General features: G+C 72.0%; 12 protein-coding genes. 8 read left to right on the top strand and 4 right to left on the bottom strand.

The genetic code is table 11. The annotated features are described in order from the left end of the window. Positions 1-33 precede the first annotated feature (33 nt). Complete coding sequence (locus tag DEJ48_RS18915; protein ID WP_190537478.1) at positions 34-942, bottom strand: LysR family transcriptional regulator; 909 nt, start codon at positions 940-942, stop codon at positions 34-36. Between the two features lie 155 nt (positions 943-1,097). Here DEJ48_RS18915 and DEJ48_RS18920 point away from each other — a divergent pair, with 155 nt between their 5' ends. Both DEJ48_RS18920 and DEJ48_RS18925 read left to right on the top strand, forming a co-directional pair. Continuing rightward, complete coding sequence (locus DEJ48_RS18920; protein WP_150217332.1) at positions 1,098-2,402, top strand: SGNH/GDSL hydrolase family protein; 1,305 nt, start codon at positions 1,098-1,100, stop codon at positions 2,400-2,402. Further along, positions 2,399-3,847, top strand: coding sequence for an MFS transporter (locus tag DEJ48_RS18925; RefSeq protein ID WP_150217333.1), 1,449 nt, complete (start codon positions 2,399-2,401; stop codon positions 3,845-3,847). Before DEJ48_RS18920 ends, DEJ48_RS18925 begins: the two co-directional genes overlap by 4 nt. Here the strand turns inward: DEJ48_RS18925 and DEJ48_RS18930 are convergent. Together DEJ48_RS18930 and DEJ48_RS18935 are read right to left on the bottom strand one after the other, a co-directional pair. Further along, positions 3,832-4,227, bottom strand: a complete 396-nt coding sequence (locus DEJ48_RS18930) for a hypothetical protein (RefSeq protein WP_150217334.1) — start codon at positions 4,225-4,227, stop codon at positions 3,832-3,834. The genes DEJ48_RS18925 and DEJ48_RS18930 overlap by 16 nt on opposite strands. A gap of 35 nt (positions 4,228-4,262) precedes the next feature. After that, complete coding sequence (locus DEJ48_RS18935) at positions 4,263-4,703, bottom strand: SH3 domain-containing protein (RefSeq protein ID WP_150217335.1); 441 nt, start codon at positions 4,701-4,703, stop codon at positions 4,263-4,265. Positions 4,704-4,867: 164 nt separating this feature from the next. Between DEJ48_RS18935 and DEJ48_RS18940 the strand changes: the two genes are divergently transcribed. The 5 genes from DEJ48_RS18940 (at position 4,868) to DEJ48_RS18960 (ending at position 10,897) form a co-directional block, all read left to right on the top strand. After that, positions 4,868-5,893: an ATP-binding cassette domain-containing protein gene (locus DEJ48_RS18940; RefSeq protein ID WP_150217336.1), complete on the top strand. Its 1,026-nt coding sequence runs from the start codon at positions 4,868-4,870 to the stop codon at positions 5,891-5,893. Beyond that, on the top strand, positions 5,890-6,738 hold the full coding sequence (locus DEJ48_RS18945) for an ABC transporter permease (protein WP_150217337.1): 849 nt from the start codon (positions 5,890-5,892) through the stop codon (positions 6,736-6,738). Before DEJ48_RS18940 ends, DEJ48_RS18945 begins: the two co-directional genes overlap by 4 nt. 66 nt (positions 6,739-6,804) lie before the next feature. Further along, on the top strand, positions 6,805-7,644 hold the full coding sequence (locus tag DEJ48_RS18950) for a hypothetical protein (RefSeq protein WP_150217338.1): 840 nt from the start codon (positions 6,805-6,807) through the stop codon (positions 7,642-7,644). Between the two features lie 68 nt (positions 7,645-7,712). Then, positions 7,713-8,810, top strand: a complete 1,098-nt coding sequence (locus tag DEJ48_RS18955; RefSeq protein ID WP_190537481.1) for an endonuclease/exonuclease/phosphatase family protein — start codon at positions 7,713-7,715, stop codon at positions 8,808-8,810. A 44-nt stretch (positions 8,811-8,854) separates the two neighbouring features. After that, positions 8,855-10,897, top strand: a complete 2,043-nt coding sequence (locus tag DEJ48_RS18960) for an FUSC family protein (RefSeq protein ID WP_150217339.1) — start codon at positions 8,855-8,857, stop codon at positions 10,895-10,897. Between the two features lie 103 nt (positions 10,898-11,000). Here the strand turns inward: DEJ48_RS18960 and snpA are convergent, their stop codons facing one another. Then, the gene (gene snpA / locus DEJ48_RS18965) at positions 11,001-11,669 is read right to left on the bottom strand and encodes a snapalysin (RefSeq protein WP_150217340.1); all 669 of its coding nucleotides are present in this window, start codon (positions 11,667-11,669) and stop codon (positions 11,001-11,003) included. A gap of 221 nt (positions 11,670-11,890) precedes the next feature. On the opposite strand from snpA, the gene DEJ48_RS18970 reads away from it, so the two are divergent. Continuing rightward, positions 11,891-12,877, top strand: a complete 987-nt coding sequence (locus tag DEJ48_RS18970; protein ID WP_150217341.1) for a LysR family transcriptional regulator — start codon at positions 11,891-11,893, stop codon at positions 12,875-12,877. The last annotated feature ends 176 nt before the right edge of the window (positions 12,878-13,053 follow it).

Consider the following 13,053-nt stretch of genomic DNA (forward strand, 5'->3'; position numbering starts at 1 on the left):
GCCGGTTGATCACCGGGGCCGCCAGACGCCCACCTAGAACGCCGCAGGCCCCCCGTTCGCCTCCACCACATCCCGTACCACCCGAACAAACCCCTCCACCCGCGCATCCACCCCCACCGCACGGTGGATCAGCGCGACATCGGCGGACTGCACGTCGTCCAGGGGGACGAACGTGACGCCGGGACGCGCGTAGTACTTCTCCACGGACGCGACGACCGGCGAGATGCCCTGCCCCGCCGCGACGAGCGTCATCAGCTCCTGGAAGGACGCCACCGCCCGCCCCCGGTGGATCTCGCGCCCGCGCGGCGTACGCGGCGGCACGTGGAAGTCCCACCAGTACGCGGGCGCCCCGTTCACGACGCCGAAGAACGTCTCGCCCGCCAGCTCCTCCAGGGAGACGGAGGCCCGCCCGGCCAGCGGGTGACCGACCGGCACCGCCAGCAGGCGCGGCTCGTTGATGACGACCGGGCCGACGGCCAGGTCCGGCTCCCGGACGGGCAGGCACGTGAAGAGCACGTCGATCTCGCCGCCGCGCAACGCGCCCAGCGGATCCTGGAACTGGGTCTCCCGCATCCGCACCTCGACCCCCGGGCTGCGCTCCCGGAACAGCGTCAGGATCGGCGCGGTCAGCGTGCCCGCACCCGCGCCGAGGAAGCCCACGTCCAGCGCACCCCCGACACCCCGCGCGGCGTCCTTCGCACGGGCCACCGCCGCCTCCATCTCCCGGTGGAGCGGGGCCAGTTCGTCGTACAGCTGACGCCCCAGCGGCGAGAGCCGCACCACGCGGCTCGTGCGCTCGAAGAGCGGGGCGCCGATCTTGCGCTCCAGCTTCTTCAGCGTCTGGCTGACCCGCGCCTGCGAGAGCAGCAGCCGCTCCGCCGTACGCCCGAAATGCAGCTCCTCGGCCAGGGTCAAGAAGGTCTCCAGCTCTTGCCGCTCCACCGCATACCCCCTGTGAACTGCATCGATAAGCCCGAGCGCGTCGATCGTTCCACAGATCGCCGTTGATGCGGGATCGCGACCGGCGGATCTTTGAGGAGTCAGGACGGCGGCCCGCCGGACGGACACCCTCCCTCCTCAACCACCAGGAGCTCACGATGATTTCGCGCGCCCGCACGCCCCTCGCGACCACCGCCACCGCCGCTGCCCTCGCCCTCGCCCTCACCGCGGGGCTCGCCGTGACCGGAGCCCAGGCCTCGCCCTGGGAGCAGGACGAGCGGGGTGCGCGGGGCACGTCCTGGACCGCCGCCTGGGCGAGCGCCCCACAGCGCCCCAGCACCGGCTTCAAGCCCAACTGGTCCGAAGCAGGCTTCGACGACCAGACCCTCCGCCAAGTCGTCCGTGTCACCGAGGGCGGCGACAGAGCCCGCATCCGGCTCTCCAACGCGTACGGCAGCTCGCCGCTGCGGATCGAGAGCGCGACGATCGCCCGTACGGCGGGGAAGGCCTCGGCCGCCGTGGAGAAGAGGTCGATCACACGGCTCACCTTCGGCGGTAAAGCGGGCGTCACCATTCCCGCGTACGGCCGGCTCACCAGCGACGCCGCCGGGCTGGACCTCGACCCCTTCGAGTCCGTCACCGTCACCCTCCACCTCTCCGGCACGACCGGGCCCGCCACCTTCCACGCCCAGTCCTTCGCGACCAGCTACCGCGCCGACGGGAAGCACACCACCGACGCGGACGGCCGTGCCTTCGGTGAGTCCACCGAGTCCTGGTACTACCTCTCCGGCGTGGACGTCGGAGGCTCCCGCACGCCGGAGAAGCGCGACGGCGTCGTCCTCTTCGGCGACTCCATCACCGACGGGTTCGCCTCCTCCACCGACCGCGACCGCCGCTGGTCCGACGCGCTCGCCGAGCGACTGGAGAAGGCGGGGAAGCCGCGCCCCGTCCTCAACTCCGGCATCGGCGGCAACATGGTCCTCAACGACTCGGCCTGGTACGGCGAGAAGAGCGCCAACCGGTTCTCGCGCGACGCCCTCGACCTGCCGGGCGTCGGCACGGTCGTCGTCCTCGAAGGCCTCAACGACATCGGCTACAGCGAGACCGACAAGCCCACCTACAAGCCCGCCCCCGTCGTCTCCGCCCGCGAACTCATCAACGGACACCGCACGTTGATACGGGAGGCACGAGCGAAGGGCGTGCGGATCGTCGGCGCCACCCTCCTGCCCCTCGGCGGCTCCGACCACTACGGCAAGCACGCCGCCGCCGTGAGCGACGAGTTCAACCAGTGGGTGCGGACCTCCGGCGAGTACGACGCGTACGTCGACTTCGACAAGGCGCTCGCCGACCCGAAGGACCCCGAGCGCATCGCCCCCGCGTACGACAGCGGCGACCACCTGCACCCGAACGACGCGGGCTACCGGGCCATGGCCCGCGCGGTGGACCTGGAGAACCTGCGATGACCACGGACACAACCACAAGTGCGCCCGCGGCCATGACGCCCGCGACCATGAACAGGCGGCAGAAACTCGTCCTGGCCCTCCTCCTCGGCTCCCAGTTCATGATCGCCGTGGACTTCTCCATCCTGAACGTCGCCCTGCCCGTCGTCGGCGAAGGGCTCGGCTTCGCCCTCGCCGACCTCCAGTGGATCGCCACCTCCTTCGCGCTCGCCGCCGCCGGATTCACGCTCCTCCTCGGCCGGATCGCCGACCTCTTCGGACGGAAACGGCTCTTCGTCGGCGGCATGGCGCTGCTCGGCCTCTCCTCGGCCCTCGGCGGTCTCGCCACCTCCCCTGAGGTCCTGCTCACGGCGCGCGTGCTGCAAGGCCTCGCCACGGCGGCCGTCACCCCGGCGGGGCTCGCCCTGCTCACCACCGCGTTCCGCGAGGGCCCGCTGCGGGACCGGGCCCTCGGCCTCAACGGCGCGCTGATGTCCGCCGGCTTCACCACCGGTGCCGTCCTCGGCGGAGTCCTCACCGAACTGCTCTCCTGGCGCTGGGCGTTCTTCGTCAACGTGCCCGTCGCGGCCGCCGTCGTCGCCCTCGCGCCGGGCCTCCTGACGGACTCGCGGATCGTGTGCAGACACCGTCTCGACCTGCCGGGCGCGGTCACCGTCACGGGCGGACTGCTGGCGCTCGTCCTCGGGCTCACGCGGGCCGGGGAAAGCGGCTGGACCGAGCCTGTCGCGGTCGGCGCGCTGCTCGCGGGCGCCGGGCTCCTCGCCGTCTTCTGGTTCGTGGAACAGCGCTCGCCCGCGCCGCTCGTGCCCGTCCGCATCATGCGGCGCCGCTCGGTCGTCTGGGGCAACACGGCCGGTCTGGTCGCCTTCGCCACGGAGACCTCGCTGGTCTTCCTCATGACGCTCTACCTGCAAGAGGTCCTCGGCTACTCCGCTCTCGCGACGGGGCTCGCCTTCGGCGTCCTCGGCGTCGGCACCGTGGCCGGCGGGCTGCTCGGCGGGCGGGCCGTGAGCCGGTTCGGCGGGCGGGCGACGATCCTCGGCGGAGGTGTGGTGCAGGCCGCCGCCACGGTGTCGCTGGTCGCGCTGGGGACGTCGGGCGGGTGGCTGTACCTGCTGCTCGCCGCGACCTTCGTGGGCGGTGTCGGGAACATGCTGCTGATCGTCGGCTTCATGGTGACCGCCACGTCGGGCGTCGCCGACTCCGAGCAGGGCCTGGCGACCGGTCTCGCGACGATGACCCAGCAGGTCGGCATCACGCTGGGCATCCCGGTGATGAGCGCGATCGTGGCGGCCCGGACAGGAGGCCACGCGGATGCGCGGGGCGTCCTGTCCGGGGTGAGTGTCGCGGTCGCCGTCAACTCCGCTCTGGTGCTGGGGGCTTCACTCCTCGTGGCGCACCGGCTCGGCGGGCCGCGTCCGAAGGATCCGGCTCACTCGGTCGTGTAGTAGCGGTAGAACATCACCGCGAAGACACCCGCCGCGACCACCAGTGCCATCACGGCCGCCCGCAGCACACTCGCTCCGCCCAGGCTGTAGAGGAAGCCGAACGCGATGCCCGCGAACGTCGCCCAGGACAGCGCGCGCAGTTCGCGCGGGAGCGAGGGCGCGATGCGGTGCAGGGCGAACATGACGGCGGCGAAGACCAGGCCGGTCACCACCCCGAACATGACGTTCCCGGTGGTGATCGGCCCTCCGTCGCGCCGGATCGCGCAGGCCCAGAGTCCGTAGACGATCCCGGCGAGCAGGGCGAGACCGGCCCAGCGGGACGCGGAGGTCGAGGTCGTCCGTGCGCGGGGCGCGTAGGGGACGGGTGCGGTGTGTGCCATGACGGTTCCCTTCGCCGTACGTCAGTCGCCATAGGTCAGTGGTTGCGGTATCCGCAGTCGCAGTCCTGGTGGTCCCTGTGATCCCGGTGGTCCCGGTCGCGCCACTGCGGGCACGGGTCCTCGGACGACGAGCCGCAGCTCGGCACGTGACGGCCGCCCGTGTCGACGTACGCCGCGCTCACCCAGCCGCGCTCGCCCTCCAGCCAGTACCAGTGCGGGTTGCCGTGGACGGTCATGCCGCGTACGGCACATTTGACGCGGTCCTCGCTGCCGTACGGCATCTTCGCCAGAATCCTGCCGTGCGTACTCGGCTCGTCCCTGACCTTCAGGTCCGGGCCCGAGACGACAGTGCCCCAGATGACGTCGTCGTTGTGGGCGGGAACGGCGGTTCCGGCGGAAGCGGTGGCGGTGGCGGCGGTTCCGAGGGTCAGCAGCGCCGCGACCCCCGCGGCCCCCGCGCTCAGAGCGATTCGCATGATCAGCCTCCTCGCCCCCTCATCCAGGAAACACCCGATCGGCCGAGCGCTCCACCGGAAGCTTCCCTGGGCTGAGATCGATGAGTTTCCGGGGCGGCCCCGGTCTGCCCTCATGACGATTCCTTTACCTCTTGCTCCTGTGAGACGTGAGAAGGCGGGCGGACATGAGCAGCATGGCCATCGAGACCGCGGGTCTGGTGAAGACCTTCGGCGACAACCGCGCGGTCGACGGCATCGACCTCACCGTCCCGGCCGGCACGGTCTACGGCGTACTGGGACCCAACGGGGCGGGCAAGACCACGGCGGTCAAGATGCTCGCCACCCTGCTGCGGCCCGACGGGGGCGAGGCGCACGTCTTCGGCCACGACATCGTGCGCGAGGCGGACGCGGTGCGCGCCCGGGTGAGCCTCACCGGGCAGTACGCGTCGGTCGACGAGGATCTGACCGGCCTGGAGAACCTGATCCTGCTGGGCCGCCTCACCGGACACTCCAAGCAGGCGGCGCGCGGGCGTGCCGGGCAGCTGCTGGAAGCGTTCGGGCTCACGGAGGCCGCGGCGCGGCAGGTGAAGAACTACTCGGGCGGCATGCGGCGCCGCATCGACATCGCCGCGTCCATCCTGAACACCCCGGACCTGCTGTTCCTCGACGAGCCGACGACGGGGCTCGACCCGCGCAGCCGCAACCAGGTCTGGGACATCGTGCGCGCGGTCGTCGGCCACGGCACGACGGTCCTCCTCACCACCCAGTACCTCGACGAGGCCGACCAGTTGGCGGCGCGGATCGCCGTCATCGACCGGGGGAAGGTCATCGCCGAGGGCACCAAGGGCGAGCTCAAGGCGTCGGTCGGCGCGGGCTCGGTGCATGTGCGGCTGCGGGAGGCCGCGCAGCGCGAGGAGGCGGCGCGGCTGTTGGGGGCGGTCCTCGACGCGCGGGTGCAGCTGGAGCCGGATCCGGTCGCGCTGACGGCGCGGGTGGGGACGGACGGGGCGAGCACCGGGTCCGGTCGGGGAGGCGCCGCCGACCAGGCCTCACGGGCGCTCGCCGAACTCGCCCGCGCCGGGATCACCGTCGACAACTTCTCCCTGGGCCAGCCGAGCCTCGACGAGGTGTTCCTCGCCCTGACCGGCACGGACGCCTCGCACCGGACCCAGACCCCCACGTCGGACCTGAAGGAAGAGGCCACGGCATGAGCACCGCAGCCACCACCGAGACGCAGGACCTCGCGCCGGTCAGGACCGAGTCCCTCGCCGAGCTCCTCATCGCCACCGAGCGGCCGCCCCGGCCCACCGCGCTCTCCGCCTGCCTCACGTTCGGCTGGCGCGCCATCCTCAAGATCAAGCACGTGCCGGAGCAGCTCTTCGACGTCACGGCCTTCCCGATCATGATGGTGCTGATGTACACGTACCTGTTCGGGGGCGCGCTCGCCGGTTCCCCGTCCGAGTACATCCAGTACCTGCTGCCCGGCATCCTCGTGATGTCCGTCGTCATGATCACGATGTACACGGGTGTGTCGGTCAACACCGACATCGAGAAGGGCGTCTTCGACCGCTTCCGCACGCTGCCGATCTGGCGCCCGTCCACGATGGTCGGCTACCTCCTGGGCGACGCCCTGCGCTACGCCATCGCGTCGGTCGTGATCCTGACCGTCGGCCTCATCATGGGCTTCCGCCCGGACGGCGGCTTCGTGGGCGTCGTGGCCGGGATCGCGGTCCTGCTCGTCTTCTCCTTCGCGTTCTCGTGGATCTGGACGATGTTCGGGCTGCTGCTGCGCACGGAGAAGTCGGTGATGGGCGTCAGCATGATGGTGATCTTCCCGCTGACGTTCCTCAGCGACATCTTCGTGAAGCCGGAGACGATGCCGGGCTGGCTGCAGGCGTTCGTCAACAACAACCCGATCACCCACTGCTCGTCGGCGGTCCGCGCCCTGATGGACGGCACGTCGCCGACGACGGAGCTGGCGTGGACGCTCGGCTGGGCGCTGCTGCTCGTGGCGGTGTTCGGTCCGGTGACGATGCGTCTGTACAACCGTAAGTAGGTCGCGTTGCCCCATATGCAGTCGCCCCGGTCGCGTCCCGCGTGACCGGGGTCTTGCCTGGGAGGCGTGCCGAAATCCGTCCGCGGTCCGCTGTCCGTCGTCCTCCTGGTCCTCGCCTGCGTCCTGGTGCCGCTCGGCGTGCTCTCCATCTGGGCGAAGTACGAGATCGGGGACCGCGACAGTTACGTCGCCACGATGGCGCCGCTCGCCTCCGACCCGGCGGTGCGGGCGGCCGTCGCGGACGAGGTCACGGGCTCGGTGATGAAGGAGATCGACGTGGGCCCGCTGCAGGGCACGGTCGAGTCGTTCGTACGGGACGCGGTCCGCTCCTTCACGGAGACGGCGTCGTACAAGACGGCCTGGAACGCGGCGAACCGCGCGGCGCACGACGCCGTCCAGTCGGCCCTGAACGACGACTCGAACGGCGAGGTCACCATCGACCTCGCGCCCATCACCCAGCAGGTCAAGCAGCAACTGGTCGACGACGGCGTACCGTTCGCGTCGAAGATCCCCGTGAAACACACGGACATCACGGTCCTCCAGTCCAAGGACCTCGGCTGGCTCTGGAAGAGCTTCCACGCGCTCCAGGTGGCGGGCGTCTGGCCGGCGGTGGCGGCGGCGCTCCTGGCCGCCGCGGGCATCCTCCTCGCCACCCGCCGCCGCAGAGCGGTCATCGCCACGGCTCTCGGCATGGCACTCGGCGCGGCCCTCCTGGCCACCGCGGTGGCGATCGGCCGCACCCTCACCCTCGACGACCTCCCCTCGGACATCTCCCACGACGCGGCGGGCGCGGTGTACGACGCCCTGACGGAGACGCTGCGGGTGACGGCGTGGGTGATCGTGGGGGTGATGGTGCTGGTGGGCGCGGTGGCGTGGCTGGGGCCGCGGGTGCGCCGGCGCGCCTGACCGTCACGCCCAAGCGTCGTGCCGGGCCGGGCAACCGTCCTCCGTTCCCGGTCCGTCTCTGGGAGAGGATGCGGGCAGCCGGGACGTGGGAGTCCGGCGGCGGTGAAAGGGGCGGCTTCTTGGACGGCGAGGGCGGCGTGGGCGGCGTGGGCGGCGTGACCGTCGGGTCCGGGGCCGAGGAGGAGACCGGCGCGCCGGAGCCCCGGCGGCGGGTGGGGCGCGTCGCCGCGTGGGGGGCCGGGCTGCTGCTCGCCGGGGTCAGCGTCGTCGCCGGGTTCCGTGTCGCCGACTCCGACGGAGTCACGCCCGTGCCGCAGGTTCTCGCGTTTCTGCCCTGGCTGCTCGTGCCCGCCGGTGCCGGGCTGCTGATGGCCTTTCTCGCACGGTGGCGGATCGGCATGCTGTGGGGAGTCGTCGTGCTGGGGGTGCTCGCCTGGTACGTGGAGCCGTACGGGAACACCGACTCGCCGAGCGGGCCCGCCGTCGCCGAAGTGCGGGTGCTGACGTCCAACGTCGAGTTCGGGGGAGGGACGCGAGGGCTGATCGACGCCGTGCGTGAGGAGCGGCCCGATCTGCTGTTCGTCGAGGAGTGCGACTTCGCGTGCTCCGCGCTGCTCCGCAAAGAGCTGCCCCACGCCGACTACCCCTACCGCGAGTCCGTCGAGGCGTCCGGCGCCGAGGGCTCCGTCATCCTCGCGAAGATGCCGCTGAAGAGCGCGGACGGCGTCGAGGGCACGCTCGGGATGCCCGGCGCCGTCGCCGACGTGCGGGGGCACGACGTCCGGGTGCAGCTCGCGCACCCCATGCCGCCCCTGCCCCGCGGGGTCGACCTGTGGCAGTCGGAGCTGGGCAGGATCCAGAGGTACGCCGCCGCGGGGGACGGAGCGCCCACCATCATCGCCGGGGACTTCAACGCCACCCAGGACCACGCGGCGTTCCGGTCCGTCCTCGACGAGGGGCTCCGCGACACCGCCCGCCTCGCCGGCGCCTCCCGCGCCCCGAGCTGGCCCGCCGCCGTGCCCGCTCCGCTCGGCGCGCAGATCGACCACGTCCTCGCCACGCCCGACTTCTCCGCCCGCGACGCCCGCTTCCTGGACATCGGGAACACGGACCACCGCGCCCTGGTCGTCACACTGACCCTGCACAAAGCCGAAACGGAGCGTTGATCCTCCGGCCAGGGCAAGTCACGTAAAGCGCCGATAATGGGCGCATGCCCCGAGAGTCCCGCCCCGCCCTTCCGGTCTCACTGAGCCCGCTCACCCCACCCGACTGGCTGGTCAGGTCCCTCAAGCCGCAGTCCGCACCCATCCCCTGGGCCGCCGTGGCCCGCGCCTCCGTCGCGATGGCGCTCCCCCTCGCCCTCGGCATCCTCGCCGGACAGCCCTCGTACGGCGCGCTCGCCTCCATGGGCGCCCTCTCCGGAGTCATCGGCGACACCGCCGACGCCTACCGCATGCGGATCTTCAACATCGCCGTCCCGCAGCTCTTCGGCGCCCTCGGCGTCACCCTCGGCTCACTCGTCTTCGGGCACGGGTGGGTCGCCGTCGGCGCCGTCACCTTCGTCGCGCTCGTCTCCGGGATGATGTCGACGATCGGGGCCGTCGCCTCCGTGTCGGGTCTGCTCCTGCTGCTCAACTGCGTGGTCGGCGCCGGTCTTCCCATGCCGGGGCAGTGGTGGCTCGCGCCGCTCCTGATGACCGGCGGCGGCCTCCTCGTCCTCACCCTCGCCCTGCTCGCCTGGCCGCTCCGCTCCGGCGTCCCCGAACGCGCAGCCGTCGCCGCGTCCTACCGCTCGGTGGCCGCGCTCCTCGACGCGGCGGGCACGGACACGTACGACGAGGCGCGCACCGCGGTCACCGCCTCCCTGAACCAGAGCTACGACCTCGTCCTCGCCCGACGCACCCGCGACCACGGCCGCAACGCCGAACTCGTCCGGCTCGTCGCCCAGTTGAACGCCCTCACCCCCGTCATCGAGGCGGCCCCCGCCGCCGACCAGGCCGCCCGCCACGCCTGCGTACGCCTGCCGCCCGAAGTGCCCGCCGCGGTGCGCGCGCTCGCCGACGCCGTGGAGCGGGGTGAGACCCCACGCACCGAGCCCGCCGAGGCGCCCGCCCGCGCCGCCGCCCGCATCCCCGAACCCCAGGACCACGCCGCCCGCGCCCTCGACCACGCCGTGCTGCACGCCGCGGAGACCCTCGCCGACCCCGACCCGCTCGGCGTCATCGGCACCGACGACCGGCTCGGCCGCCCCGCCGCCCTGCGCGTCCGCGCCCGCCGCGCCGCCCGCAACGTCGTCCTGTCCGGCGCCTCCTGGCGCTACGGCCTGCGCCTCGCCCTCTGCATCGGCCTCGCCCAGTCCCTGGTGTCGATCATCGACGTCCCCAGGTCGTACTGGGTGGCGCTCACCGTCACGTTCGTCCTCAAGCCCGACTTCGGCTCGGTCTTCTCGCGGGCCGTCCTGCGCGCGCTCGGCACCGCGGCGGGCCTGGTGGTGGCGGCGGCCGTCCTCGCCGAGGTCCCCCACGGCTGGTGGGACGTGCCGGTGATGATGGTCCTGGCCCCCCTGATCCCGGCGCTGACCACCCGGGGCTACGGCTACCAGACGGCCGCGATCACCCCCGTCATCCTGCTCCTCTCCGACATCCTCAACCACCAGGGCCTCGGCCTCGTCGTCCCGCGCCTCGTCGACAGCCTGATCGGCTGCGGGATCACCCTCGTCGCCGGATATCTGCTCTGGCCGGAGAGCTGGGGCACGCGGATCGGCGACCGGCTCGCCGACGCGGTCGCGGACACGGCGCGGTACGTGGAGTGCGCGTTCGGCGACGGGGACGCGGCGGCCCGCGCCCGTATGCGCCGCGGCCTCTACCGCGACCTGTCCGTCATCCGCTCCGAGTTCCAACGCGCCCTGACCGAGCCCCCGCCCACGGGAACACGCGCCGCCGCGTGGTGGCCCCTGGTGGTCGCCGTCGAACGCATCCTGGACGCCACGACGGCGGCGAGGGTCCGCATCCGGCACGGAGCGGAGCCCCCGACTCCGTCGGAGGTGGCCGAAGTGGCACGCGAACTGCACGGCTTGGCGGCCCGCCTGCGCACCTCGGTGACCCTGGAGAAGGGCCACGCCGACTTCACCGACGACGCCCAGGACAGCGTCCTGGAACCCCTGCGCCAGGAGGTGAGCGCAGCACGAGCGGTGGCGTCGCCGCAGGGTGGCCAGAAGGGGCGCGGGGAACTGCGCAACAGCACCGCAGGGTAGCCAAAGGGGCGCGGGGAACTGCACGACCGGCCAAAGCCGGTCCGCAGCTCCCCGCGAAACGAGTCCTCAATACCGCCAAGGCCCCGCGCCCAGCGGCCCGCGCCTAGCGGTCCGCGTCGACCTTGTGGAGGGCCTTGGCAAGACCGTTCGCCCAGAGCTGGTCCACCTGACCCCGCTCCGTCGCGTCCGGCTGCGAGTTCGTGCAGGAAGGACCGGGTCCACCGCCGGACATCAGCTGGCTGCACGGCCCGTCGTACGTGTCGGGCAGCCCGAGCACGTGCCCGGTCTCGTGCGCGGTGACACGCGTCGAGTCGTACTCCTGGTTCTGGGCGTAGTCCAGGAAGATGTACCCGTTGCCGTGGCCGTCCGTGCTCGCGTACGAGCCGCGCGCGTCGTTCCCCTCCCGGTACGAGAAGCTCGCGCCCGAACTCCCCTCCTGCAGCTTCACGTTGGAGACCGCGCCGTTCCAGATCGACGTGGAGCTGGCTATCTGCTGGGCGAAGGTGGGCGCGCCGGACGCGTCGTACGTGACGGTCACGGACTTCGCACCGGGATTGGCCGCACGCTTCTCGGCGACCGCCTTCACGACGGCCTCGAAGAACGCCTTGTTGGCCTTGGCCTCCGCGGCCGAGCCCTCGTACGCGGCGTACGAGGAGGTCGCGGACACCGGCGCGTGGCCGGGAGCGGCGGTCGTCGCCGTGGCCGAGGTCGCGCCGAGTCCGGCGACGGAGAGGCCGAGGACGGCGGCGACGGACAGGTAACGCTTGTTCATGTGTGGGGGGCTCCCTACTCGTTCCACGACCGCGTGGGGCAGTCGATGAAAGGTGAACGGTTCGGTAGCTGTGAGTGTCGGGGAGCGTGGGGCGCGTGGGAATGATGGCAACTCGCGATAGCCCGGAGCTATCGCCGGGACCCGGCCTGCCCAGAACGGCCGGTTCTCATGGGGTTTGAGCGTCTGGTGCAGCGGCCGTACCGCCTCTACGCTCATCGGCCATGGAGCTCGAGGTGAGGCACCTCCGCGCGCTGTGCGCCATCGCCGACACCGGCAGCCTGCACAAGGCCGCGCGGCAGCTCGGCATGAGCCAGCCGTCGCTGACGACCCAGCTGCGGCGCATCGAGCACGCGCTCGGCGGCCAGCTCTTCTCGCGCGAGCGCACCGGATGCCGCCCCACCCAGCTCGGCCGGGTCGTCCTCAGCCGCGCCCGCCCGCTCGTCACGGAGATGCGGGCGCTCGTCGCCGAGACGAAGGCGGCCGCCGCCCGCACCGCCGAGGGCCCGCAGCTGCGCATAGGCTCCACGGCGAGCCGCGCCATACCGGGCTGGCTGCGCAAGCTGCGCGCGCGGCTCCCCGGCACCGAGATGTCGCTCCAGATGGACGTGTCCGCGAACGCGCTCCTGCGCATGGTGGAGACCGGCCACCTCGACATCGCCTTCGTGCACGAGGTGGAGGGCTGCCCGCTGCGGCTGCCGGAGAGCCTGCGAAGACGGGTCCTCCTCGACCGGGAGCCGCAGTTCGTCTCCCTCGCCGCGGACCATCCGGCGGCGGACCGGCCCGTCGTACGCCTCTCCGACCTGGCGGAGGACCGCTGGATGGTGGACCCGACGGTCGACGGCGAATGGGACGGCCTGCGCCGCGTCCTGACCGCGGCCGGGCTCAACCCCCGTGTCCTGCACGGCGATTACCTCACCGCGGCGTCCCTCGTCGCCACCGGCGAGGTCGTCGCCCTCTGCCAGCCGACGTCGCGCGGCAGGACCGACATGGCCGTACGCCCGCTGTACGGCGACCCCCTCGGCGTACGCCTCATCCTCGCGGCGCGCACGGAGGAGGAGCTCGACGCGGTGTACGGGGAGCTGGAGGCCGCCTACTGGGAGGCGGCCCGGCAGGCACCCGCCTATACGGAGTGGCTGCTGCGGTCGGGCGACGCCAGAGGGACGAGCGGCGGGGCGACCGGCGGGACCTTGGTCCCCGCAAGCCGGTGACCTTCGACCAAACCTCCCCTGACCTGCACTTTTAGGCGATTTACGGCACTGGGTCCCGCCCTGGGCGCACTTGTTACATTCCCTACGGATGACGCACACATGGCACCCGTAACTTCATGTCTGTCGCCACCGCAAAGGGGCACAAACACGGACAGATCGACCCGTAAGCCTTAGTG

The sequence above is a fragment of the Streptomyces venezuelae genome, from assembly GCF_008642315.1.
In the GTDB taxonomy this organism is placed as follows: domain Bacteria; phylum Actinomycetota; class Actinomycetes; order Streptomycetales; family Streptomycetaceae; genus Streptomyces; species Streptomyces venezuelae_D.